This is a genomic window from Tateyamaria sp. syn59 (genome assembly GCF_007995245.1).
Lineage (GTDB): Bacteria > Pseudomonadota > Alphaproteobacteria > Rhodobacterales > Rhodobacteraceae > Tateyamaria.
On sequence record NZ_VCBA01000009.1, the window covers coordinates 88,947 to 112,582 of the forward strand.

Sequence of the window (23,636 nt, forward strand, 5' to 3'; positions counted from 1 at the left end):
AGCTGTGAACATCCCATAAACAGAGCGCACGGTCCCCAGTTCACACCTGTGAACCCTCAAGCCGCTTCCTTCCGCGCCAGCGCCATAATCATAGGCGCACAAGAGAATTTCCCTTCCGCCGCTCGTCGCGTCAGATACCGCAGATACCCCCCCGGGGACTTGATCTGGTCAAACCTCTCCAGCATCGCCGCCACTGTCACAGCAGCCTGCTCTGGTCCCATAGTTTCCACAGCCTCCACCCAGGTCGAAGGCTGAATGCCCATCATTGGCCGCACGAGATCCGCCGCTCGCACCAGATCATACCAATGCCGGATCGGCCTATCGCCATATATTTGTATCTCAGTGCAGATAGATAGGACGAGCATCAGTGGAACGTTTGGTTCTGTCCCATCCTGCATTGTTGATTGGGTTTGATCTGAGCTCTTCTCATCGCGCGCTTCAAGTACAGATATATCTTTGTTTGAATTCTGATGGTGCTGCTCATTTTCGGCATCGTTGGTGCTCATTTCGTCTGAACTCAGCAGTAAACGCGCCTTGCTCAATGCCTCTTCCAGAGCATCTTTCAACCGTGCCAAATCATTTTCATCAACGCGCCGTCTCAAATCACGGGCCGTCAGGATCGCTAGGTCTGAGAATGCGTCCCAGAGACCCTGCTGGGGATGCGTCTCGGTGCCGTAGGCGGCGAGGGCGGCGAGATCGCGGCGCATTAGGCTGACGGTTTGGCGCAGGCGCTTCAGGTGGTCGCGTTCGGTGCGTACGGCTTCTGCGATAGCAGAGATTTCGGCGAAGCGCAGGGCGAGGGGGGAGAGGTCGAAACCGAAGGCACCGCCCCCGGATCGGCTCGTATAGCGTTTGCCGTTCGGGCTGTCGCGGCGGACGATCAGACCAGCTTGGACCAGCCCGGCCAGATGTCGCCGCATGGTCGAGCATGGCATCCCGTTCAACCGCTCGGAGATCGACGCATTCGAGGGGAACACGATGGGTGCTTCAGTACGTCCCCCCAGATCAGTCTCGGGGTGGAAGGTCAGAAGGGCCTGAAGCACGGTCAGTTGGCGGTCCGAAACACCTAGCTTGGGCCCGGCAACGCCCAACGCCCGCAGGACGTCCCACTTGTCGGCGTGGGGGAGGGGGCCTGTGCGGCGGGTAAGCTGATCGTTGGCCAATACGAGTTCAGTCACCGTCCCGCGGAACGGTGTGATGGGAACATAAGTCATGAATTCTATTCACGCAGGCACAAAAAATCCATTCCGCGAATCACTTGGGACTTGCGGGAGAGGGCGCGAAATCGTACCTTGAAGCTGCTAAACACAAGGGTCTCGTGGGGCGCCATCGCTTTGCGGGACCTTTTTCTTTTGCCTTTCTGGTGCGTGCCTCCTTTGTTTACTGCTCTGCCTTAGTCTTCCCCGCGCGTTTGCCAGCGCGTGTGAAGCTCTTTGAGGACTGTGTCGGCATTGCGCTCGAGCCAGTCCGCGAAATTGCCCGCGTCCACATCCAGCCGCACGCCTTGGCTCATGCGCCGGACAGTGCCGATCCGGCGCTCGCCGGTATGAACCGACCGGCTTTTGCCGGCTGTGCGGGTCTTGGGGGTCGAGATGACGGGCTTTTGTGTCTCTAAATGGGCTAAAACGGCCTCAAACGCGGTGACGGACGCATCCTCCGGCACGGGGCCGGACGGGTCGATGACGGCGTCAAGCTCGGCCTTTTCGTGGATGTCCTGCGCGATGGGGATCAGGTGGCTGACATCCGCGCCAGTGCTCTGAATAGCGCGTCCCAGGGCATCCCAGCGTGGGCGGCCCACACCGGGGGCAGGGCCGATGGCGCGGGCCAGATCGACGCTGACCACATCCACAACCGCCAGGGCCATGGAGATGGCGGACTTGGTGACTGTCAGCACCTCGGCAACCTGAGACTGCGTGCCGAATCCGCCATCAACGAGGGACCGCGCAAACAGCGCCTTTTCAATGAAGGTCAGGTCGCGCCGCGCCATGTTTTCCGAGATTTGCGCCCGGACGGCGGCATCATCGTCGAGCGTAGCGACCAGCGCGCGCACTTTATCGACCTTGTCGGACTGGCGGATCGCCTCAAGCCGACGGCGGCCATAGACCAGCAGGTAGCGGTCAGCCGCGTCGGGATTGCGGCGCACGAGGATCGGCACGGTCTGGCCGTTGGCCTCGATCGCGTCGCGCAGATCGCGGATGTCGCCCGCCTCCATCCGGTCCTCTGGGCGCAGATCGTCGATGGCCCAGGGGTCCAGATCCCACACATGGTGGGCATCGACTGCATCGCGTGCGGACCGCAGGGCGCGATTTGTCGTCATCATCGAACCCGTCGGGGCAGGGGCCTGCGCCGCGGCCAGACTGTCGAGCATGGACAGGCGTTTTTTGCGATTTTCGCTCATGTCCGCCCCCAAGTGGCCTGTATGAGAGCCGAAATCTCATCGTTCACCGCGTTCAGGCTTTCCATCGCGCGGTCATAGGTGGAGCGGGTGAAGGCGGAGCGTTCGACCTCGTAGAGTGTCTGTTTCGTCAAACCCGCGTCCGAGATTGCGGTGGATTTGAGCATGGGGGCATTCAGTACATGATCGCCATACATGGTGCGCAGGAAGGCCACGACGCGGTTTTGCGGAGCGTCTGCAGGTTCGTACCGGGTGAGCAGGTAGCGCATCCAGTCATGTTTCATGTCAGCGCCGCTTTCGGCGATGACATCCATCAGATCGGCGGTCATGCGTAGGAATTGCGACATCGACATCACGTCGAGCATTTCAGGGTGGATCGTCACCAAAACGCCCGTGGCGGCTGACAAGGCCGACATGGTAAGGAACCCAAGCTGCGGCGGACAGTCGATCACCACCACATCATAGTCGCCATCGACCTGTGTTAGAGCCTGTTTGACCCGGAAAAAGAACAGGCCCGCCGCCCCGGTTGCAAGCGCGCGGGGGGTGTCATGTTCGAACTCCATCAGTTCGAGGTTGCCCGGGATCAGGTCGAGGCCGGGAATATAGGTTTTGCGGATGACCGAGCTGATCGGCGCGGGATCCTCGTAGCGGATCGCGTCGTAGAGCGTGCCGCCTTCGGGCAGATCGTATTCGGGTTGCACGCCGTGCAGGGCGGACAGCGACGCCTGAGGGTCGAGGTCGATGGCAAGGACGCGGTAGCCCTTGAGGGCCAGACGCTGGGCGAGGTGGGCGGCGGTCGTCGTCTTGCCCGATCCGCCCTTGAAGTTCATCACCCCGATCACCTGCATCTCGTCCCCGTCGCGGCGGCCGGGCAGGTATTCGCCGGGACGGCGGGCTGTCGTCTCTAACGTATGCCTTAGAGACTGAATGTCGGCGGCGGAATAGAGGCGGCGGTTGCCTGATGTCACCTCGGGCGAGGGGCCGCGCCCCTCAAGATGCAGTTTGCGCAGGTAGCTGTCGCCGACGCCCAGCAGCGTTGCTGCCTCACCGCTTGTGAACTTGCGCATCTCTTTTGCGGCGTCGGGAGGAAACAGGCTTTCGCGTTGGGCATGCAATTGCGTGGCCAGCCATTCGGAGTGTTGCCGAATGACGGAATTGAGGTCATTTTGCGTGCGTGTGCCGTCCATCTGCCCCGGCTCCTCTGCCACCTGCCTGTATTTTTCGGTCACGCTTTTCACCGTTTGACCGTCTTTTTCCGTGACTATTGGCTGACTTGCGGGATTCGTGCAAGACTTATCTACATCTGGCGGTTGTTGCGCGTGCCTCCACAAGGCGCCGCGATGCTTTGTCCTAGTCTTTCTATCAGGTATTGCGCAGGGTCCAAAGACGTGTTTGTTAAGACCCTGACGGGTCCCAGCCGCTTTGCCAGGTCATCCCACCTTTGAAGCAAGGAGCACGGCATGCGGACGTTTGCGCGCCTGGTGGCATTGACGATGATCGCGACAGGCGCTGCCGCGCAAGAGGGTGATCTGACCGGCAAGATTGCCATTGAATTGAACACCGTGGCGGAGACTGACGGCGGTTGCACGCTGACCTTTATGGTCACGAATGGTCATGCGGTGGCTGTGGATCAGTTGGTGTATGAGACGGTGCTGTTTGATGCGGCGGGGCAGGTGGACCGGCTGACCCTGTTCGATTTCGGGGCCTTGCCCGTGGGGCGGCCGCGTGTGCGGCAGTTTGCGGTGCCGGATGTGGGCTGTGACGGCTTGGGCCGGGTGCTGTTCAATGGGTTGCATACCTGTGAGGCCGAGGGGCTGGAGGAAGGCGCCTGTGCGGCCGGTCTGGTGCCCATGAGCCGTGTCGAGATTGAGGTGCTGGGCTGATGGTTGATGCGGTGATGGGGCAGTTGCAGGCGGTTCTGGACCTTGGAGGGCCGGTTGTTCTGGTGTTGATGGCCGTGTCCGTCGTGACCCTGGCCGTGGTGCTGTACAAGCTGTGGCAGTTTTCGGCAGCCCATGTGGGGCGGCACGCGGCCGTTCGGGACGCTGTTGCTGCGTGGGATGCGGGCGACCGGAGCGGGGCGCGGGATGCGCTGGCGCCGTCGCGGAGCTATCTGGCCGGTGTCGTTGAGGCCGGGTTTGACGGCTTGGGCCGGGACCGGTTGCAGGCCATGGCGGAGGCGCGGTTTTCGCGGTTGGAGCGCGGGTTCCGGTTTCTGGAGACGGTGGCGCAATTGGCCCCCTTGCTGGGTCTGTTTGGCACCGTTCTGGGTATGATCGAGGCGTTTCAGGCCTTGCAGGCGGCAGGGGCGCAGGTGGATCCGTCGATCCTGGCCGGTGGCATCTGGGTTGCGTTGTTGACCACTGCTGTGGGTCTGGCTGTGGCGATGCCCACCGCGCTGGTGCTGGCGTGGTTCGAAGGCCGGATGGATGCCGAGCGCGTGGCGGCAGAGGGTTTTGTCCTGACTGTTGTGGCACCTGTGGGGCGGGCAGAAAGCCCAATGTTAGACACTGAGGTGGTGCCTGCCGGTGGCTAGGGCGCGGGTCATACGGCGGCGGGTGTCGATGACGTCGCTGATCGACGTGATTTTTCTGCTGCTGTTGTTCTTCATGCTGACCTCGACCTTTTCGACCTTTGCCGAGGTGGAGCTGACTGCCGGTGGGGCAGGGCAGGGGGCAGAGGCGGCTGCCGTGCCGCCGCTGTTTTTGCGCGTGGCCGAGGATGCCGTGGCGTTGAACGGGGCGCAGGTGCCCATAGAGGCGCTGGCGCAGGCGATGACCGGAGAGGCCGAACAGCCTGTGATCGTCAGTTTGCAGGACGGCGTGACCGCACAGCGGTTGACTGATTTGCTGGTCGTGTTGCGGAGTGTGCCCGGCTTGCAGATCACCGTTTTGGGGCAGGGCTGATGCGGGCGCGGCGTCAAACCAGAGAGCCGACGATTGCGCTGATCAACATCGTGTTTCTGATGCTGGTGTTTTTCATGGTGGCGGGCACGCTGGCGCCGCCGCTGGAGCGGGATTTGTCGCTTGTGCGCACCGATGATCTGGAGGGGCGTGCGCCGCCTGATGCGCTGGTGATCCGGGCGGATGGGGAGATGCTGTATCGGGGGACCGCGCAGGTGGATGTTGCTGCTTACGTAGAGGGACTGGACCCGGAGGCGCGGGAAGAGGTGCGGATCGTGCCGGATCGCGATTTGCCTGCGGCCGATCTTGTGACCTTGGGTCGTGAGTTGCGCCGGGCGGGCGCGGGTCGGGTTATCATTGTGACCGAGAGGGCGCTGCAATGAGGTTTACGTCTTCTCGCATTGCTCTGGTGGCGTTCCTGCTGGCGGCTGGTCTGCATCTAGGTGGGGTGATGCGGCTGGATCTGACCGAAGACGTTCTGATCGAAGGCGGGCAGGTGGGGGCGGCTGAGGCGTCTCTGGGTGATGGGTTTGCGGATTTGGCGCAAGGCACGCTGAGCGGGGTTGAGACCACTGAGGTGACCGAGCCTGTCCCGGTGGAAGATGTTGCGGAGCCGGTGGAGCAGCCCGAGCCGGTGGAGCCCACGCCAGCCGAAGAGGTGACCGAAGCTGAGACACCCGAGGACACGGTACAGCCGACAGAGACCATCGCGATGGTGGACACCGCCCCGGTGCCGGAACCGACGCTGAGAGTGACACCGACGGTGCCTGTTGCGCAGGCGCCCGCGCGCGAGACGGTGACCGCCGAAGAGCCAGATCAGCTGGAGGTGACGCAGTCCTTGCGCCCGCAGGTCCGCAGCCGCGAGTTTGAGGAGCGCAACGCGCGGGATGAGCCGCCGCCACAACCGCGCGAGACGACGCGGACGGCGACGCGCACGCCCTCGCGACAGGGCAATCAGGCGGACACCAATGCACAGGCGGGTCAGGCGGATGGAAGCGCTTCGGCACCTGCGGCACAGCGTGCGACGGGGCAGGGGGCCGCGCAGGCAGGCAATGCCGCGGCATCGAACTATCCCGGGCAGGTGAACCGCCGCATCAATCGTGTGCGCAGGCCGCGCATCGGCGTCCGAGGTGTCGCGACGGTAGCATTCCGGGTTGCGTCGAATGGAGGTCTGAGCGCTTTGTCGGTGACGCAGAGCTCGGGCTCTGCCGAGTTGGACAGGGCCGCGATGCAGATGATCCAAAGGGCCGCCCCATTCCCTGTGCCGCCGCCGGGGGCTCAGAGATCATTTGTTAAGCGCATAGAGGGGCGGTAAGCGTGATGGCCCGTTCCAGTCCAGAGCAAGCGCGGCACATGGTGCAGTATCTGTGCGGCATGTTTGTGCTGTTGGCCAGTGCTCTGATGACAGCGCTGGTGCTTTGGCCCGTGGACGACGAGGTTGCCGGGCCGCCGGTGTGCGATGGCGTGGCGCTCTATCCCGTTGAGCGGTTGGCGCAGCGCGGTGATGTAGGGGCGATGGCCCATATGGGCGTGCGGCTGTCAGAAGATGGGTGCAACGCGCAGGCGCGGGCGCGGGGCTTTGAATATCTGGAGCAGGCGGCGGAAGCGGGCCATGCGGAGGCGCGGCAGGTTCTGGATGTGACAGAGGCCGAGGAGCGGGCGGCGTCCGTGTCGTCTTGTGCCGCGTTGCTTGCGATGATGATGCCGGGCGTGGATGACGCGCATCTGGTGCCCGGCGCCTGTAGTAGACCCTAATCCGCCGCGATTTCCTGGATCACCGAGAAGCCTTCGAAGGTCGGCGCGCCCTCGTGCAGCTTGGCGGTGCTGCCTGCGTCCTTGTGGGCGGCGCGGAAGGCATCGGAGCGGGTCCAGGCGCGGAAGGCGTCTTCGGACGCCCAGACGGTGTGCGAGGCGTAGAGCCGTTTGCCGCTGTCGTCCTCTGGCCCCTTGAGCATCTGAAACTCGATGAAGCCGTCCATCATCTTGAGGTGGCTGTCGCGGCCGAGCCACAGCGCTTCGAACGCGTCGGCATTCTGGGCGGTCACGGTGAAGCGGTTCATGGCGATGTACATGGTGGTGTCCCTCTTGGTGCGTTCATGTGTGAGATGGCGTCTGGGGGCGCTGCTTTCCAGTGCGTCATTCTGCGGGGGCTGTGGCGGTGTGGGTGCTGCGCTGGCGCCGGAAGGCGATAAGGCAGGCGAGGCCGACGGCGAGGCAGGTGACGTCGATCACAAGCACGCTGTCGCCGCCCCACATCAGCGCCTCACCCCAAGAGAGGCCGCCGGTTTGCAGGCGTGTGGCAGGCAGGAGCAGGAGACCCACGCCTGTGGCCAGACCGAGGGTGCGGTTCAGCCGGTCGAGCGGCTGTTTCACCGTCAGCGCGCCATAGGCGGGGACAGCGAGGCAGCCCCAGACAAAGACGCGCGGGACCACGGCCTCGGGGTCGCCCGTGAGCAGGGCTACGAGCGAGGCGTGTCCGGTGATCACGATGACCAGCGGCAGGCCCCAAGCGACCACGCTGAGCGCGCGGGCGCCGTGCTGCCAGGCGGGTTCGTTCTCGCGCCGCCGGAGCCAGAGCTGCATGCCTGTGACGATGGTGTAGGTCATGGCCGCCCCGAGGCCGACCCAGATGATGCGGGACCACCAGCCGGCGAAATTGCCGAAATGCAGGGGGGCCATGAGCGATGCCAGGACGGAGCCTGCGGACGGTTCTGTCCCGACGATCTGGCGGCGGTCGAGGAATTCGCCCGTCGCGCCGTTGTAGTCGAGCGTTGTGGGGATCAGCGCCCCGTCTGCAATACCGTGGAAGGTGGTGACCACGGCCCCGGCGGTGCCGTAATCGTGGATCTCTGCCGCGCCCACGGGAGCGCCTGCGCGCAGGGTGGCGTCGGCAAAGAGGCTGGTGAGATCGGCCATGGCTGCAACGGTGGTGTTGGTTGTCGTGGGCTCGCCTAGGACGGTAGCAATCGCCAGATCTTGATCACCGCCAAAGGCGACGAGTGCCACGACGGGCAGGCCAAGGGATATTGCGAAGCTGAGGAACGCTCCGGTGAAGGACAAAAGAACGGCGAAGGGTAGGGACCAAACCCCTGCCAGCGTGTGCCGGTCGCGGAAAGACACGAGCCGTGCACCGGGCCGTTCGGTGGTGAAGAGGTCGCGGATGATGTGTTTGTGGATCAGGACGCCGGTGATGGCGGCCACCAGCATCGTGACGCCAAGGATGCCCGTCATGTAGAGCCCCCAGCGTCCCGGCACGTGCAGTTGCACATGCAGGTCCACGAGGAAGTGCGAGAAGGCGCGTTCCGGGCGGTGTGACACCACATCGCTGAAGAACCCGGCGCGGGCCGATTGCAGCACGCCCGTTTGCGGGTTCACGAGGAAGCCGCGCCCGAACTGTGCTGTCCCACCGTCGGGATGGGGTTGGTCTGTGCCAAAGAACAGGCTGAGCGTGCCGTTGCTGCCCTGGGACAGGAAGACGTGGTCGTGCATCTCGGGCGGGACCTGGTCGGCAAAGCGGGTGACGATCTGGTCGGTGCGGGGGCCGAAGAGGGGCGCGCGGTCTGTGTGTCCGGCGCTCCATTCCGTGATTTCGTTGTCTAGGACCACGATGGTGCCGGTGAGCATCACCACGTAGAGCAGTATGGCGAGCAATGTAGCTGACCAGCCGTGCAGGGCGATAAGGCGCTTGGTGGCGTGATTCGCGGCGGTCATGTGAGGAAGCTCAGCGTGATGAGGGTGAGCAGGAGTGCCCCCAGCGCGAGATAGGTTGTGGCGACGCGGGGCAGGGCGGTGCTGGCGACGGGCCAAACGATGAAGCTGGACCACAGAAGCGGGAAGAGTACGACTGGCAGAACAAGGTGGTTCACCCCGCCTGCGCCTGCGGGCAGGACCGTGGGCAGGCCCGCCATGGCGAGGATCGAGAGGATGAAGGCCGTGGGCCCGGCGAGGATCCAGCGCCAGCGTGTGGGGTGACGGTCGATCCGGGTGGTGATCCAGTGCTGTCCGCGACAGGGAAGGGTGCCCAATGCCTGCATGTCGTCTGCCCGAGTGCAAGGCTGGCGACGCGGGATGCGTGGCTGGCGTGTTCCTGCGCAACTTAGTTCAGTGCGCGGTTGATTGCGAGATGCGGGGGCGGCAAATCTGAAAACCTTGCCTTTTTTACCAGGAAATGGATGCTCGTTCATAGCCATCCAGCGACGGGCCTTGGCCTCCGCCAGACACCCCACTCGACAATACGTGTTTCCCGGAGCTGGATATGAGAGCCCTTTCCTCCCTTTTGGTGGGCGGCGTTTCGACGCTTGCCCTGAATGCCACACTTGCTGCCGCGCAGGCGGAGGGCGCGCCCGTTGATCTGGGTACGTTGATCCTGCGGGGTGAGTTGCAGTCGCGTACCGTGCAGGATAGCCCCACCTCGGCCACGATTGAGACGGGGGAGGACCTGGAGGCGCGGGGTGACACGGATCTGCAGGACGTGATTGCGCGCACGCCGGGGGTCACCACGAGCTTTGGCGAGCAGGGTTTTGGCATTCGCGGTGTTGACCAGCGTGGTGCAGGCGGCGGCGGGGCCGGGCTGGTGGTGTCGACGCAGATTGACGGGGTCGCCCTGCCCACCAACCAAGCGACGTTCTACGGGCCCTATTCGGCCTGGGACATCGAACAGGTGGAGGTGTTGCGCGGGCCGCAATCGACCCAGCAGGGGCGCAATGCGCTGGCCGGGGCCATTGTGGTGCGGTCGAAGGACCCCACGTTTGAGCCCGAGTTCAAGCTGCGGGGCGAGCTGGGGTCGCGTGGATACTACCGGGCCGCCTTTGCGGCCAACACGCCGCTGTCGGACACGGTTGCGCTGCGCTTTTCGGCGGAGACGGTGAACATTGATGGCACGATTTTCAACGCCACCCGGGGCGAAAACGCGGATGCGCAGGACATCGACACCTATCGCCTGAAATTCCTGTGGGAGCCCACGAACAACTTCCGGGCCATCGCGTCCTTCAGCCGGACCGAGAATTTCGCGGGCGAGGATTCGATCAACCGGAGCATTTCGCCCGAAGGCCGTGTTGTGACATTGGATTTGCCGACCAGAGAAGGGTCGCGACACGATATCTTTGGCCTGCGCACTGAGTGGGACATCAACGCCAACCTGAAGCTGGAGACCGAGACCAGCTATTACACGCAGGACTATGTCCGCAGCGAGGATGGCGACGGGTTCCCTGTGTTCCTGAGCAGTTTCAACCGTGTGGGCGAGACGGAGGTGTTTGAGCAGGACGTGCGCCTGAGCTTTGACACCGGGGCCTATTCCGGGGTGGTGGGGCTGTTTTACACCAACATCCAGGACTCCATCCCGGCCAACCTGCTGATTGATACGGGCTTTGCCCTCAGACAGACGCCCGCAGCTGCCAACGGGATTTTCGCAAACCGTTTTAGTGACGTGGCCACGGATGTCGAAAACGCCGCTATCTTTGGTGAGGTGGATATTCGCGCGGATCGGTGGTTGGACGGTTTGTCGTTCACGGTCGGCGCGCGCTACGACTATGAAGAGTTCGCCTTTGATGCGGACATCTTCTACGAGGCGCCCATCCCGCTGCCCCCCGAGTTCCGGGATCAATCGGCGGAAAACAGCACCAGTTTCAACGCTTTCCTGCCGAAGGTCGGGATCAACTACGAGTTCAGCGACACCCAGAAGGTGAGCTTTACCGTGCAGCGCGGCTATCGGTCGGGTGGGACCAGTATCAACGCGGCCAATGGCATTTCGGATTTCGATCCCGAGTTCACCACCAACTACGAATTGGCCTATCGCGGCAGTTTCAACGCCGACCGTGTGTTTGTGGCGGCCAATGTCTACTTCACCGATTGGACCGACCAGCAGGTCGAAGAATTCGCGGGGACGCTGCCGACCGGGCAGGCGATCTTTAACGTCGTGAATGCAGGCAAGTCCGAGCTTCGGGGCGGTGAAGTGTCGGTTGAAGCGGAACTGACCGACCGGTTTTCCGTCTTTGGGCAGCTTGCCTATTCCGACACGGAGTTTGTCGAATTCATCAACGATGGCGAGAACTTGGCGGGCAATGACTTTCCCGGCGCGTCCGAGCTGTCCGCTGCCCTTGGGGCGCGTTACGCTTGGGACAACGGGGTGTCTTGGGCTGTTGATGCGTCCTACACCGAGGGCAGTTTCTTCGACATTGAAAACAGCGCAGCGCAGCGCAGTGATGACCGGTGGGTGGTCAATTCCTATCTGACCTACGAGATGGATGACCTGCAATTGGGTCTGTATGTGCGCAACCTGTTTGACGAGGAGTACGCGACCAACCGGTTTGTAGACGTCAACGGCACGACGTTTGAGCGGCTGGGTGAGCCGCGGACGATTGGTGTTTATGTGCAGCGGAGTTTCTGAGCGGTGTTGGTCGTGACCCTTGCCATCAGCCTGGCGTGTGTCGCGTGGTTGGCGCGGTTCGATCCCAAGCGGCGGCGCAGCTTTGGGCTGCCGCCGCGCAACGCGCCGGTGCCTGCGTGGGCGGTTTGGGTTTTGCTGGTCTCTCCCGGCGTTGGCCTTGCCCTTGCGGGGGAGGCGGCGGGCTTTGTGCTGTGGCTGTCGGCGGTATGCGTGTTCGGCTGGTGCGTGGTCTGGGTGCCGCCGCACGCCTATCGCCGTGCGTTAGAGCGGGTGCGCGCGCGGTTGCCTTGTGCTTAGGTTGTGAGGGCGACGAGGTGGTTGTCGAAGGCGAGCTTGTGGGTCGTGCGGTGCTGGAGGGTGTCCTCGGTGAGCGTATGCACCCGGCCGAGCCCGTCGGTGACAAGGCAGGTGCCATCGGGGGCGGCGCATAGGCCGCAGACATCTGTTGCCTTGTGCGCGCCCGTCTGTTGCCCGTTCTGATCGAAGGAAAAGGCAAGGTTTCCCCGTGGGGAGGAGGCGGCGTAGTGGCCGTCGCCGAACGCGCTGACGCTGCCGATATAGCCGTCGAGGCCGAAGAGGGCGGTGTCGTCCATCTGCGCGGGCAGGAGCGTGCCATTTCCCTTGTATAGAGCCACAAGTGGGGGCGGATCGTAGGGATCGCCCTGCCATTGGAAGCCGCAGATCACCGTGCTGTCTGGCGCTGCAGCGATGTGGCGGAGGGAGTTTTGATGCGTGTCCTGCGGGACGTGAGCCGTGTCGATCTGGGTGACGTCAGGGGCGAGGATCGTGAGGTTGGGCTGCATCGTGTCGAGGTTCAGCTTGTCGCGCCCGGTGTCGGGGTGCGTTCTGATCCCGCCATTTGCGACTGCGAGGGTGCCATTGGGCAGGCGGAGGATTTCGTGCGGACCGATGCCGCCAGAGGGGACATCGCCCACCCGTTTGTAGCTTGCGCTGCGGTCCCAGACGCCGATGCGGCCCGCGCCGGTGGCGATGTCGTTTTCCGGTGTAAAGAGCAGGAGGCCATCGGAAGAAAAGGCCGCGTGGCCGTAGAAATGCCGCCCGTTCGGGCTGGTTAGGGTCTGTTTTACGTCGCCCGTGCCGCAGTCGATGACCTTGGCGAAGGTGCCGGGGCGGCGGGCGATGGCGACGGCTTCGGCCACATGCGGGTGGGCCGCAGCGGCGTGGCCGCGTGCGGGCAGGGGGATTTGGAAGGTGATGTCGCCGGTCGCTGTGAGGCCGACGAGGACATACGCGCCGCTGGGGGTCATCGCGGCGCTGAGGGCGACGGGGCTGCCGACGTCGGCCCAGCTGAGTGTGGGCGTGAGCGAGGCGGAGGTGAGCCCGGCGAGGAAGGCGCGGCGGGAGGGCATCAATCGCCGTCGAGCGCGTTGAACCCGGCGGTGATGCCGAGGGGCGTGCCGATTTCGTCGATGACGGCGACCTGAATGGCGCGGACGGATTGTTGCAGCACTTCCACCTTGAACCGTTCGGCGGGGTCGGCGACGCCCTGGAGCGCGGGGTCGTCTAGCGCATTGGCGCGGGTGCGGGCTTCGGCAAACGCGGCCTTGGTCGCTGTCAGGTCTGTGTCGGTCATGGTGGTCGCGAGCGCTTCGAGTGCTTCCAGTTGAAGTTGGATGTGTTGGAGGGAACGTTCGGAGCGTCGCGCTTCGGCCCGGCGCGGGCGGGGTCGGTCGAAGGTGCCCAAGGGGCGGCCAAGACGTTGGTCGTGCAGGAATTCGAGGCCGGTGGAGAGGGAGGTGTAGAGGGCGCGTTTTGCTTCAATCGGGGTTTGGAAGCGGGTGTTTCCGTCGTCTCCGGCTGTCGTCATCAAGGTCGCGAAGGCGGGCCAATCGGCCTGGATAGAGCCTGATTTTTGGGCGAGGCCGGTGGCGATGGCTTGGGTCAGGCGGCAGGCGTAATCCGCGTCGGGCTGGTTGTCGTAGAGCATCCGTTCGAGGGCGGTGAAGCCTTGGGCTGCGGCAGAGACGTCGGAGAATGCCTCTGCGTCGTCCACGATGGGGTCAGTGGCGGCGGTGAGGCGTGCCAGCGCTTTGCCGGTGCTGTCCTTGGGGTCGGGCCAGAAAGATATGGCGAGGGGCAACGCTTGGTCCTCGATGGGGCCGAACTGGATGTGGCTGATGCTGATCCAGGCGTCGTATGCGTCGTGGAATGCGGGGCGGAGGGCTTCCGGTGTGCAGTCGGCTTGGGCGGCCTCTGTGAGTTTGGTGGTTTCCTCGACCAGCGCTGCGTGACCCGGCAGGATATGGGTGTCGAGTGTGCGCTGGACATCCGCGACGGCGGGCAGGGTGGAGAGGCAGAGGGCGGCGAGGGCGAGGCGCATATTCAGAGACTTTCGAGGAAACGGATTAGGGCGGCGCGGTCGGCGGGCGGCATGTCGATGACCGCTTGCTTGTGCGGCTCGGCTTCGCCGCCGTGCCAAAGCACCGCTTCGAGCAGGTTGCGGGCGCGGCCATCGTGGAGGAAGTAGGTGTGGCCGGAAACCGTTTCCGTCAGCCCAATGCCCCAGAGGGGCGGCGTGCGCCATTCCTGGCCGTTGGCGCGCCCTTCGGGCCGGTTGTCGGCGAGGCCGGGGCCCATGTCGTGCAGGAGGAGGTCCGTGTAGGGCCAGATGAGCTGGAAGCTTTGTTCTGGCTGGCCGTCGAGCCGGTGCGTGACGTGTTTGGGCGTGTGGCAGGCGATGCAGCCGGTGTCGTAGAACACCTGTTTGCCGCGCAGCACTTCGGGCTCGCCCGTGTCGCGGCGGGCGGGGACGGCGAGGTTGGCGGAATAGAACGTGACAAGTTCGAGCCCGGCGATGCCGATCTCGGCATTGTCGTGGACCGCCGTGTTGCCGTTGGGTGCGGCACGGCAGGCGGTTTGGGTGTCCGTGCAGTCGCCGTGGCCTGTGGGGTGCAGGGGGGTCGAGATGCCGATGTCGCCCGCAAAGGCGGCGGCGGACTGTTCCCAGACGGAGGGCTTGCCTGCCTTGAGGCCGAAGCGACCCAGCATGGGGACGCCGTATTCTTGCGACATGACGATCTGGGCGCGGCCCGAGATGCCGTCGCCGTCTGCGTCGTCGGGATCCGCCTTGGCCAGAATGTCCGCCGCCGGGATCGCGTCGAGCAGGCCGAGGCCGATCATTTGGGGCGCGACGCGGGCGCTGATCATGGCGTCCGCGTGCAGGGCGCCGTAGCCGAGATTGGTGAGGGTGGTTGTCGGTTTGCGCAGGCTGGCGGTTTCGCCGCCTGAGAGTTCGATCACTTCCTCGGTGTAGGTGATTTTGATGTCGGCTTCGGCCTGGATGCCGGCGATGGAGAAATCCTGGATCTGGCCGCCGTAGTTCGGCTCGGGCTGGGTTGCGATATAGTCTGCGATCTGTTCGGGGGCTGCACCGCCGGGGATGGAGATGCGTACGAGCATGGATACGGCGCTGTCGTCTGGCCCTTCTGGCGGGTGGCCGCGCCCGTCCTTGAGGTGGCAGCGTTGGCACGAGCGGGCGTTGAAGAGCGGGCCAAGGCCGTCGGAAGCGAGGGTGGAGGCGGGCGAGGACACCCACAGCTTTTTGAAGAGGCCGTTGCCGACTTTGAAATCTAGTTCCTTTTCGAAGCTAATGTTGCCGGAGGGCTGCGAGAAGGCATCGCGCGTGGCGCGGGCGCGGACGGTGGCGGCACCGCCGGGATTGCCTTCGAATTGTTCGGGTTTGGTAAAATCGGTCGTGGGCGCGATCACACGCTGGATCCGCTCCGCCTCAGCCGCGGTGCGCGGGATCACGGACAGGTGCATGTCCGTGAGTTCGGCCGCCGCCGGTGCGGCAAATGCGAGCGTTACGGGCAAGATGAGGGCGGCGGAGGTTGTGATTTTCTTCATAGCTTATAAATATAGTCAGGAATACGCTTTGGCGAGATGATTCCCGCCATCGAAGGACTTGGAGACTGCGACATGGTGCCCTTGCGACTGGATCTGGCGACTGAGCCACACGGCGCCCCGCCTGTGCGGCCCGTGTCCGATGGCGCCTTTGCCTTTCTGAACCAACTGCGTTTCATGTCGATGACCTGCCGGTCCAAGCGACGCACGGATTTGTTCGAAGCATGTGCGCTTCTGCATGTGACACGCTCCGCCAGTCAGGAGGCACATGCCGAGGCGTTGATGCGCTGTTTGGCGCAAGCGCTTGATAAACAACCCCGTTTGCATGCGCCAGGCACCATTGAGATGACCTTTGACGAAACCTGGTTGCTGCAACTGGGGCAGGCGATTGCCAGCGCTGATGAGGGCAGCGTCGCCTTTCTCTTGAAGTCTCGTGTGCTGCCGGAACACCGTCGTTTGATCCGCTTTCTGGTGGGCCGAATTTCAGAGTATTTTTCTCTGGTTTAGAATTATTCTAAAAAGTTCTTGCTTCTTCCGATTGGCTGCCTAATTACTGGTTGGCAAGCCAGCCAGTGATGGGCAAGCCAGCGCCACAATTACGATGAGGGAGTTAGGAATGACCCAAACAGCTGTTGCGCTGTCCACTGACGCACGTGCCGCGATTGCCGAAGCACTGAACCAGTCCGTTGCCGAGACTGCTGTCACGACCATGCTGGCGCAGAACTTCCACTGGAACGTCAAAGGTATGGCATTCGGCCCCCTGCACGATCTGTTTCAGAAGATTTACGAAGACCACTTTGTTGCCCAAGACGATCTGGCGGAGCGTATTCGCGCGCTGGACGCCCACGCCGAAGGCACGCTGGCAGGCATGCTGGAGCGGTCTAAGATCAAAGAGCATGACGGGCATGCGACCGACAAAGAGATGATCAAGATTATGCAGGAGGCGCAGGAAACGCTTGCCGCTACTCTTGCAGGCTGTGGCGAGTTGGCTGCCGAGCATGGCGACACGCTGACTGAGGATCTGTGCATCGCGCGCGGTCAGGATCACGAAAAGTTTGCTTGGTTCCTGCGGGCGCATCTGGCGTAAGCCAAGCCTGCAGAGAGGCACAGGAAGCGACCTAGACACCCAAGCCACCTTTTCAGGCAGCCAGGTATCCAGGCAGCGACCCACGCAGAGGTCAAGCCACGTTGCGGACAGCGGCGGTTGGCTTGACCTTTTTTCGTTTCAGTCCCCTGTCAGTTCAGCGCAGTGGCCGATGAAAACGGGGCTGTGAGCGTCATGCGGTCGACACAGACCGCTTTATCTTCGAATGCGTTGTCGATGCGGCAGGCGCCGATCACCATCTGGTAGCTTTCAACCTGCGTTTCCGTGGCCGAGCAGGGGGCGTTCGGTGTCTCGAACGTAGCGGAGGCCGAGGCGCCGGGGGCCACGTTCATGAAGGACGCGCCTTTGGACCGGCCCACCTGTTCTTCGCCAATGTGGTTCAGGAAGAAGGCGTTGATCTCTGTCAGGGTCGTGTCGCTGTTGTTCGTCAGTGCGACTGTGATCGTGCAATAGTAATCCCGTTTGCCGATCTCGGTCAGTTCGAGGCTGTAATCCGCGAGGGCCGGGCTGGCCGTGAGGGCGCAAAGGGCGATCAGGGGCAGGCGCATTGTGTGTCCTCAGGCGACATCGCGGACTTCGGCGATGGGTTTCACTTTCTTCTTCAGGCATTTGCGCAGGTATTGCGGCGCCCAGTGGCGGTATTTGCCAAGCCGTGACTGTTGCCCGATCAGCATCTGGACGAACCCTTCGCGGTGCTTGTCCTTTTTCAGCTGCTTGAACATCGACTTCTGCGCTTTGGTCATCGAGCAGCCGATACAGTGGCCTTCACGTTTGAACTTGCAGACGTCGATACAGGGGCTGGGGGTCTTGGCCATGTGGAACCTCGCTGATTTGCATATAGCTGGGTCTTTTGGTCAGGAATTGCAATGCGCGCACCGGACACGCGGATATCCGGTGCGCGCTGTCGCTGCCCCGAGGGGGGCAACATGTGCGCGGCATGTCTGTTTTTGGGAACAACGCCAGTGCCGCACACGGGGAGCCATTACTGGAAAACAGCGTCGGGGTTGTCGAGGCTGTCGGAGCCTTCGAATTCGATGGCGTCGACGCCAAGCACTGCGACCGCCCGTTCGATGGAGCGCGTCTGGTCCACCAGCGCGTCAACCGCGCCCATGATCAGCGCCTCGCCCGCCTCGTTGCCGCGTTCGAGCATCATGTCATAGGCGAACCCGGCTTCGGCGGCCGTTTTCATCTCGGACATTTCCAGCATGGTGGTGTCGAGTTTGGCTTTCAGTTCCGTGTCCACACCTGCATCTGCGGTGGCCACCAGCGACGACAGGCTGTCGCCCGACACGATGGTGCCGTCGATCCGGGTGTAGCTGCCCAGGTAGACGTTGCGGATGCCAAGGGCGTCGTAGAAGTGGCTGTTGTGCGTGTTGTCGGAGAAGCAGTCGTGTTCTTCCTCCGGATCGTTGAGCAACACTCCAAGCCGCATCCGTTCGCCCGCCTGTTCGCCGTAGGAGAGCGAGCCCATGCCGGTGAGGATCGCGCTGATCCCTGCGTTTTCGTCTGCGGTGAGTTGGGCGCGGGCGTCCCCGCCGTCCTGCCATTGTGCCACCATCCATTCCAGATCGGACACCAGCAGCTCCGTTGCTGCCTTTAGATATTGGGCACGGCGGTCGCAGTTCCCGCCGGTGCAGGCGTCATCCTGGGCGTAGTCCGTCCAGGGGCGTGCGCCCGCCCCCGCACCGTGGCCGTTCAGATCCTGGCCCCAGAGCAGAAATTCGATGGCGTGGTAGCCGGTGGCGACGTTGGATTCCACGCCGTCCGCCTCGTGCAGCGCCCCTTCGAGCAACTCGGGCGTGATGGTGGAGGCGTCGATGGTTTCGCCTGACAGCGTGAAGGTCGGGTTCGCGATCACGTTCAGCACGGCGTATTCGTTTTCATCCGTGGCGCCGCCATAGGAGGGGTCGACGTAGTCGATTAGACCCTCGTCCAGCGGCCAGGCGTTTACCTTGCCTTCCCAGTCGTCGACGATGGCGTTGCCGAAGCGGTAGACCTCGGATTGCTGGTAGGGGACGCGGGAGGCGAGCCAAGCAGCTTTGGCCGCTTCTAGGGCCTCGGCCGAGGGCGTTTCCGCCAGCGTGTTGACGGTGTCGAGCAACGCCTGCGCTGTGGTCAGGCTGTCTGTGTATTTGGCTAGCGCGATGTCCGCGTAGTTGTCCAGAACGGCTGCCTTGTCCGCGAGAGCGGGGGTGGCTGCCAGTAGCACTGTCCCGAGTGCTGTCGTCAGTGTCAGTTTCATAGGTAACGTCCCCTTTGGGTTTTTGTTCTGACTTGAGGTTAGTGCAGGCGCACCACGTTGGGCGCGGCTGCGGGTGAAAGCGTATTGGTCTTTTGGCCGTGGATTTGGCGCAGGGTGCTGCCAACCTCGCCTGCCATCAGCGCGATGTGTTCGGCGTGGGCCGGGCCAGTGAGCAGGGTTGCAATGAGGGCGGCGTCGTTCAGATGCCCGTCAGATGCTGTGCGCACCAGATGGGCAAAGACGCATTCGTCGGAACCCACACAGTTGCACTCTACCGCGTGCCGGATCAGCGGGCGCGGGGCGGTGCACAGGATCTTGCGCGTCAGACGTTGGAACGTGGCCCAGGCGCGTTCGGCTTCGGCGGCGGGCAGGGCGTTGAGATAGTCATCGCGCGCGTGGTTTTGGCCGGTTGGTCCCTCGCACCAAAGGCGGAGGTTGAGGATGAGGTTCGCCTCCCATGCCTCCATCCGGTTGAGCACATTGACGGTGGCCCCGCCGCGGGCGTGGTTGAGCGCCGTCATTTTGTCAGGATCAGCTTGCCCGCGCGGGTGATGCGCAGGTAATAGACTTGGCCATCGAGGACGATGGATGCCTGCACCCCGTCCTTGATCAGATCGCGGGCGTCATAGGTGTCCATTTGTTGTGGGTCTGGCGCGGTTGTCGTGTCAGGGACTTGTGTCATCGCGTTCATGCTGCACGCTCCAGATGATCGAGCATACGCTCCAAGCAGTGGTCGTTCGAGTAGTGTCCGTCGAGTGCACCCTGAAGCAATTCCTGGCAGCAGGGTTTGTCGCAGCACGTCCGGGCGCGCGGGCGTTGGTCCTTGTTTTGTCTCACCATGTCTCACCTCCAGTTGGTGTCACCGGCGTCTGGGCTGCCCGTTCAGGGGTGGCTGAGACTCATCGCTGTTATGTTGATCGTTTTTGTCGGGATCGTCAATCCTGACTAATACAGTAAGAAAAGAAAAAAGGCGCGGCATGACACCGCGCCTTTCCTATTTTGAGCAGAGGTCTGCTTATTCCCAGCCAACCTCGTTAAAGATGGCCTGTGCTTTCGGCACGTTGTTGGCAATCGTTGTCGCGTCGAGGTCATCGGGACGGAACAGGCCAAGTTCGGCCACCGAGGGGCTGATCGCCACACCTGGTACCGCTGGGTATTCGTCGTTACCGGCCGAGAAATACTGCTGGGCCTGAGCCGAGGCGAGGTACTCTAGGAACGCGATGGCGTTTTCCTTGTTCGGCGCATTGGCAGCTACACCGCCACCCGACAGGTTCATGTGCGCGCCTTCGGCGTTCTGAGCGGGGAAGACCCAGCCGATGTTGTCGCGCGCGTCGGCGGGCAGGCCGTCGACCTCTTTCCGGATAGCGCGGGCGAAGTAGTATGTGTTCGAGATCGAGATGTCGCACTCGCCCGAGACGAGGCCACGCAGTTGGTCTGTGTCGCCGCCTTGCGGGTCGCGGGCAAAGTTATCAACCACACCCTGCGCCCAGCCCTTCGCTGCTTCTTCACCATGGTTGGCGATGACCGATGCCAGCAACGTCTGGCTGTACACGTTCGAGGACGAGCGGTGGCACACCTGACCTTTGAACGCCGGATCGGCCAGGTCCACATAGGATTTCGGCGGGCTTGTCACATCGCTCTTGTCGTAGAAGATGATCCGCGCACGCTGGCTGAAGCCAAACCACTGGTTGTCTTCGTCCTGCAGGTTCGCAGGGATCAGATCTTCCAGCGCGCTGCTTTCGATGGATTGCAGAACGCCCGCGTCCTTGGCGCGTTCGAGCCGCGAAGTGTCGACCGTCAGCAGGATGTCTGCGGGGGAGTTCGCGCCCTCGGCCTTCATCCGTTCGATCAGCTCGTCGGCCTTGCCTTCGATCCGGTTGATGGTGATGCCGGTGGCTTCGGTGAAGTCGGAATAGAGCCGCTCGTCGGTGTCATAGTGGCGCGATGAATAGAGGTTCAGTTCGCCCTCGGCCACGGCGGTTGTGGCGGTGATGGCCGCAACTGCGAGGGTGACAAAACATGTTCTGGTGGTCATGGAAATACTCCCTGTTTCCATTGATCTAATTCCTACAGAAACAGTCAATTACAGGCTTTTACGGCCAAGGCAACCCTTGCTGAGTGAAATAGTCGGGAATCCCTTGTCGAATCCCGACTTTTTCTGTCATGTTTCTGTGACCAAGCCACAGCAGCCGCTGAACGCCCGGTAGAACGCCCTCGGTTGACCCTCCGTTTCAGGGAGTGCTGGTTTGTATCTTCATCCGGTGACGTACAGATGGCTGCGCCTGTATTTGCGCCTTATATGCGCTGGTGTCAGGCCCGAAGCGCTGCGCGTGATGACGCCTCCGATGGATGCCTATGCCCATCGTCCACCGCGACCGCCCGCGCATCAACGTGACGCTTGATCAGGCGTCCTCGACCTCGAACAGGGCCGGGATCGCGGGGCAGGGGATAAGCGTGTTGCCGATCACATCCGCCAGCGTCGTCTTGTGCAGGAAGACATAGACATGCGCGCTGAGCCCTTCCCACAGACGGTTTGAAAGCGATTGGGCTTGGGTGCCGGACGACCCGCCCTTGGCCCCTGCGCCGGTGCGCATGGCATCGACGGATTCGTCCACGGCGCTCAGCACTTCGTCAATGCGGATGTCTTGTGGGGCGCGCGCGAGTTTGTAGCCGCCGCTCGGTCCGCGGCTCGACATCACCAGCCCGTGCCGCCGCAGCTTGGCAAAGAGCTGTTCGAGATAAGGAAGCGAGATGTTTTGCCGCTGGCTGATCTCGGCCATCGAGACGGGGCGGGCATCCTGGTGAAAGGCGAGGTCCACGAGGGCAACCAGTGCGTAGCGTCCCTTGGTGCTGAGTTTCATGGTGCGTGTCCTGTGTTTCTTGTGGCCCTATTCGGCGGCATGGGGTGCCGCGCAATGGGGCAGGATGTAGGGGATGGTGTCGGTTGGCGCGGTGTTCACCCGCAGCGTGCAGCCATAGGCGCGGGACAGGACGTCGTCCGTCATCACTTCTGCGGGGTGTCCGGAGGCCAATAGCTGACCCTCCGCCATTACCAGCACGTGGTCGGCGAAAAGGGCCGTGAGGTTGAGGTCGTGCATCACGGCAATGACTCCGCCGCCTGCGCGGGCGAAGTTGCGCGCGATGGTCATCACCTGAAGCTGGTGCGCGATGTCGAGGCTGGAAACGGGTTCGTCCAGCATCAGCCAGCGTGGGCCGTCTGCTGTGCCCGGCGACCAGACCTGTGCCAGCACGCGGGCCAGTTGCACGCGCTGTTGTTCGCCGCCCGACAGTTCCTGGTAGTAGCGGTTGGCGTAGCCTGCGAGGCCGACGCGGGCGAGGGCGGCTTCGGCACGGTGGTGATGTTCGGCGTCGGGGCCTGACGTCAGCCCGATCCGAACGACTTCGATGGCGTGGAAGGGGAAGGCGAGGGTGGAGGCCTGGGGCAGCACGCCGCGCAGGCCCGCCAGTTCCCACGGTTGGGCGGTGGCAACGTCGGTGCCGTTTAGGGTGATCTGACCGGTGTAGGGCAGGTCGCCGCAGATCGCCTTGATCAGGGTCGATTTACCGGAGCCGTTGGGGCCGACGATGGCGGTGAGCGCGCCGGGGACGGCGTCGGCATTGAGGTCTTCGATCACCGTTTTGGGGCCGTAGCGGACCGTGATGTTGCGCACCGCGAGCGTCACAGATCCACCATTCCGCGCTGTCGGAGCAGGATCCAGAGGAAGACGGGGGCGCCTAGGACGGCCGTGACGATGCCAATGGGCAGTTCGGCAGGGGCGATGATGACCCGTGCGATGACATCCGCCAGCACCAGCAGCAGCGCGCCGAGGAGGGCGGCGTTGATCAGGAGGGGGCGGTGGTCGGGGCCGGTGCCGAGCCGCAGGAGGTGGGGAACCACGATGCCGATGAAGCCGATGGCGCCGGAGACAGCGACGGCCGCACCGGTGGCGGCGGCGACGGTGAGGATGGCGAGCCCTTTGACCCGTTGGACATTGAGGCCGATATGGGCTGCTGTTGCCTCTCCCAATGCCAGCCCGTTGAGCCCGCGCCCGAGGGTGCAGGCGGCGATGAGGGCGAGGGCGATGATGGGGCCTGCGGCTACGACTTTGGCCCAGCTTGCGCCACCCAAGGAGCCTAGGCCCCAGAAGGTGAGGTCACGCAGTTGCCGGTCGTCGGACATGTAGACGAGGATGCCGGAGAGAGCGCCCGCGAGTGCGCCAAGTGCGATGCCCGCGAGCAGCATGGTGGCGACGGAGGTGCGCCCACGTCTTGTGGAGACGCGGTAAAGGAGGATGGTGCTGGCCCAGCCGCCGAAGAAGGCGGCGATGGGGACAAGCTGGTCGCCGGCGATGCGGGAGAGCCAGAGCGGGGCGAGGCCCGCGAGAACGATGGCGGTGATGGCCCCGAGGCCCGCGCCCGCGCTAACACCGACGAGGCCGGGGTCGGCGAGGGGGTTGCGGAAGAGGCCCTGCATGACGGCGCCGCCAACCGCGAGGGCGCTGCCCACGAGCAGGCCGAGGATCAGGCGGGGCATGCGGATGTCCCAGAGGACGATGGCTTCCATCCGCGTGAGGGCCTCTCCGGTGGCGAGTTTCCAGAGCGCGGGGCCGAGCGAGACTTCGGTGGCGCCGACCGTGAGGCTGAAGAGGCTGACGAGGATAAGGGCCAGTGCCAGCCAGCCGTGCAGGATGCGCGCCCGTGCGACGCGGCTTTGCGGCAGGTGATCGGCGAGTGCCATGGTG

The 23,636-nt window shown here is 63.4% G+C and carries 28 protein-coding genes; 10 read left to right on the plus strand and 18 right to left on the minus strand.

Annotation, left to right across the window (positions count from 1 at the left end; genetic code table 11):
* Nucleotides 1–56 precede the first annotated feature (56 nt).
* The 3 genes from repC to repA form a co-directional block, all read right to left on the minus strand.
* A complete protein-coding gene (gene repC, locus FD715_RS16905; protein ID WP_147112482.1) occupies nt 57–1,214 on the minus strand; it encodes a plasmid replication protein RepC in 1,158 nt (385 codons plus the stop codon).
* 179 nt (nt 1,215–1,393) lie between these two features.
* Nucleotides 1,394–2,398, minus strand: a complete 1,005-nt coding sequence (repB, locus tag FD715_RS16910; protein WP_147112486.1) for a plasmid partitioning protein RepB — start codon at nt 2,396–2,398, stop codon at nt 1,394–1,396.
* A complete protein-coding gene (gene repA, locus FD715_RS16915; protein ID WP_147112618.1) occupies nt 2,395–3,582 on the minus strand; it encodes a plasmid partitioning protein RepA in 1,188 nt (395 codons plus the stop codon). The genes repB and repA overlap by 4 nt, the downstream gene beginning before the upstream one ends.
* Before the next feature lie 273 nt (nt 3,583–3,855).
* Here repA and FD715_RS16920 point away from each other — a divergent pair, with 273 nt between their 5' ends.
* The 6 genes from FD715_RS16920 to FD715_RS16945 are packed head-to-tail and all read left to right on the plus strand — an operon-like array spanning nt 3,856 to nt 7,053.
* On the plus strand, nt 3,856–4,278 hold the full coding sequence (locus FD715_RS16920) for a hypothetical protein (protein WP_147112490.1): 423 nt from the start codon (nt 3,856–3,858) through the stop codon (nt 4,276–4,278).
* Nucleotides 4,278–4,931 carry a MotA/TolQ/ExbB proton channel family protein gene (locus tag FD715_RS16925; protein WP_147112493.1) on the plus strand — a complete coding sequence of 218 codons (654 nt, stop codon included), beginning with the start codon at nt 4,278–4,280 and terminating at the stop codon, nt 4,929–4,931. The genes FD715_RS16920 and FD715_RS16925 overlap by 1 nt, the downstream gene beginning before the upstream one ends.
* Before the next feature lie 28 nt (nt 4,932–4,959).
* Nucleotides 4,960–5,301 (plus strand): biopolymer transporter ExbD, encoded by a 342-nt coding sequence (locus FD715_RS16930; RefSeq protein WP_147112495.1) that lies wholly within the window; start codon nt 4,960–4,962, stop codon nt 5,299–5,301.
* The gene (locus tag FD715_RS16935) at nt 5,301–5,681 is read left to right on the plus strand and encodes a biopolymer transporter ExbD (RefSeq protein WP_147112499.1); all 381 of its coding nucleotides are present in this window, start codon (nt 5,301–5,303) and stop codon (nt 5,679–5,681) included. Before FD715_RS16930 ends, FD715_RS16935 begins: the two co-directional genes overlap by 1 nt.
* Nucleotides 5,678–6,613 (plus strand): energy transducer TonB, encoded by a 936-nt coding sequence (locus FD715_RS16940; protein ID WP_147112502.1) that lies wholly within the window; start codon nt 5,678–5,680, stop codon nt 6,611–6,613. Before FD715_RS16935 ends, FD715_RS16940 begins: the two co-directional genes overlap by 4 nt.
* Before the next feature lie 5 nt (nt 6,614–6,618).
* Complete coding sequence (locus tag FD715_RS16945; RefSeq protein WP_147112505.1) at nt 6,619–7,053, plus strand: hypothetical protein; 435 nt, start codon at nt 6,619–6,621, stop codon at nt 7,051–7,053.
* Here the strand turns inward: FD715_RS16945 and FD715_RS16950 are convergent.
* From FD715_RS16950 to FD715_RS16960, 3 genes are all read right to left on the minus strand, one after another.
* Entirely contained in the window at nt 7,050–7,370 is a 321-nt protein-coding gene (locus FD715_RS16950; protein ID WP_147112508.1) for an antibiotic biosynthesis monooxygenase, read from the minus strand. The two genes, FD715_RS16945 and FD715_RS16950, sit on opposite strands and share 4 nt — an antisense overlap.
* 64 nt (nt 7,371–7,434) lie before the next feature.
* Nucleotides 7,435–9,009, minus strand: a complete 1,575-nt coding sequence (locus FD715_RS16955; protein WP_147112511.1) for a PepSY domain-containing protein — start codon at nt 9,007–9,009, stop codon at nt 7,435–7,437.
* On the minus strand, nt 9,006–9,332 hold the full coding sequence (locus FD715_RS16960; RefSeq protein ID WP_147112515.1) for a hypothetical protein: 327 nt from the start codon (nt 9,330–9,332) through the stop codon (nt 9,006–9,008). The genes FD715_RS16955 and FD715_RS16960 overlap by 4 nt, the downstream gene beginning before the upstream one ends.
* Before the next feature lie 221 nt (nt 9,333–9,553).
* Here FD715_RS16960 and FD715_RS16965 point away from each other — a divergent pair, with 221 nt between their 5' ends.
* Both FD715_RS16965 and FD715_RS16970 read left to right on the plus strand, forming a co-directional pair.
* Nucleotides 9,554–11,683, plus strand: coding sequence for a TonB-dependent receptor (locus FD715_RS16965; protein ID WP_147112517.1), 2,130 nt, complete (start codon nt 9,554–9,556; stop codon nt 11,681–11,683).
* A gap of 12 nt (nt 11,684–11,695) precedes the next feature.
* On the plus strand, nt 11,696–11,980 hold the full coding sequence (locus FD715_RS16970; RefSeq protein ID WP_147112520.1) for a hypothetical protein: 285 nt from the start codon (nt 11,696–11,698) through the stop codon (nt 11,978–11,980).
* Here the strand turns inward: FD715_RS16970 and FD715_RS16975 are convergent.
* From FD715_RS16975 to FD715_RS16985, 3 genes are read right to left on the minus strand one after another with little or no spacing between them, the layout of a single operon-like run.
* Entirely contained in the window at nt 11,977–13,053 is a 1,077-nt protein-coding gene (locus FD715_RS16975; RefSeq protein WP_147112524.1) for a DUF1513 domain-containing protein, read from the minus strand. The genes FD715_RS16970 and FD715_RS16975 overlap by 4 nt on opposite strands.
* Nucleotides 13,053–14,024 carry an imelysin family protein gene (locus tag FD715_RS16980; RefSeq protein ID WP_147112527.1) on the minus strand — a complete coding sequence of 324 codons (972 nt, stop codon included), beginning with the start codon at nt 14,022–14,024 and terminating at the stop codon, nt 13,053–13,055. The genes FD715_RS16975 and FD715_RS16980 overlap by 1 nt, the downstream gene beginning before the upstream one ends.
* Before the next feature lie 2 nt (nt 14,025–14,026).
* Nucleotides 14,027–15,550 (minus strand): di-heme oxidoredictase family protein, encoded by a 1,524-nt coding sequence (locus FD715_RS16985; protein ID WP_147112530.1) that lies wholly within the window; start codon nt 15,548–15,550, stop codon nt 14,027–14,029.
* A gap of 72 nt (nt 15,551–15,622) precedes the next feature.
* On the opposite strand from FD715_RS16985, the gene FD715_RS16990 reads away from it, so the two are divergent.
* Nucleotides 15,623–16,054: a hypothetical protein gene (locus tag FD715_RS16990; protein ID WP_223274949.1), complete on the plus strand. Its 432-nt coding sequence runs from the start codon at nt 15,623–15,625 to the stop codon at nt 16,052–16,054.
* Between the two features lie 109 nt (nt 16,055–16,163).
* Nucleotides 16,164–16,634, plus strand: a complete 471-nt coding sequence (locus FD715_RS16995; protein WP_147112533.1) for a Dps family protein — start codon at nt 16,164–16,166, stop codon at nt 16,632–16,634.
* 149 nt (nt 16,635–16,783) lie between these two features.
* On the opposite strand, the gene FD715_RS17000 is transcribed toward FD715_RS16995, so the two are convergent.
* From FD715_RS17000 to FD715_RS17040, 9 genes are all read right to left on the minus strand, one after another.
* Nucleotides 16,784–17,200, minus strand: a complete 417-nt coding sequence (locus tag FD715_RS17000) for a hypothetical protein (RefSeq protein ID WP_147112536.1) — start codon at nt 17,198–17,200, stop codon at nt 16,784–16,786.
* Between the two features lie 9 nt (nt 17,201–17,209).
* Nucleotides 17,210–17,467: a DUF1289 domain-containing protein gene (locus FD715_RS17005; protein WP_147112539.1), complete on the minus strand. Its 258-nt coding sequence runs from the start codon at nt 17,465–17,467 to the stop codon at nt 17,210–17,212.
* 167 nt (nt 17,468–17,634) lie between these two features.
* Entirely contained in the window at nt 17,635–18,894 is a 1,260-nt protein-coding gene (locus tag FD715_RS17010) for an imelysin family protein (RefSeq protein WP_147112541.1), read from the minus strand.
* 38 nt (nt 18,895–18,932) lie between these two features.
* Entirely contained in the window at nt 18,933–19,415 is a 483-nt protein-coding gene (locus tag FD715_RS17015) for a hypothetical protein (protein WP_147112544.1), read from the minus strand.
* Nucleotides 19,412–19,585: a hemin uptake protein HemP gene (gene hemP, locus FD715_RS17020; RefSeq protein ID WP_076630547.1), complete on the minus strand. Its 174-nt coding sequence runs from the start codon at nt 19,583–19,585 to the stop codon at nt 19,412–19,414. The genes FD715_RS17015 and hemP overlap by 4 nt, the downstream gene beginning before the upstream one ends.
* A 324-nt stretch (nt 19,586–19,909) precedes the next feature.
* Nucleotides 19,910–20,929, minus strand: coding sequence for an extracellular solute-binding protein (locus FD715_RS17025; protein ID WP_147112547.1), 1,020 nt, complete (start codon nt 20,927–20,929; stop codon nt 19,910–19,912).
* Nucleotides 20,930–21,296: 367 nt separating this feature from the next.
* Complete coding sequence (locus FD715_RS17030) at nt 21,297–21,755, minus strand: Rrf2 family transcriptional regulator (protein WP_147112550.1); 459 nt, start codon at nt 21,753–21,755, stop codon at nt 21,297–21,299.
* A gap of 27 nt (nt 21,756–21,782) precedes the next feature.
* Complete coding sequence (locus FD715_RS17035; protein ID WP_147112553.1) at nt 21,783–22,577, minus strand: heme ABC transporter ATP-binding protein; 795 nt, start codon at nt 22,575–22,577, stop codon at nt 21,783–21,785.
* The gene (locus FD715_RS17040; RefSeq protein WP_039689879.1) at nt 22,574–23,632 is read right to left on the minus strand and encodes an iron ABC transporter permease; all 1,059 of its coding nucleotides are present in this window, start codon (nt 23,630–23,632) and stop codon (nt 22,574–22,576) included. Before FD715_RS17040 ends, FD715_RS17035 begins: the two co-directional genes overlap by 4 nt.
* Nucleotides 23,633–23,636: the final 4 nt, after the last annotated feature.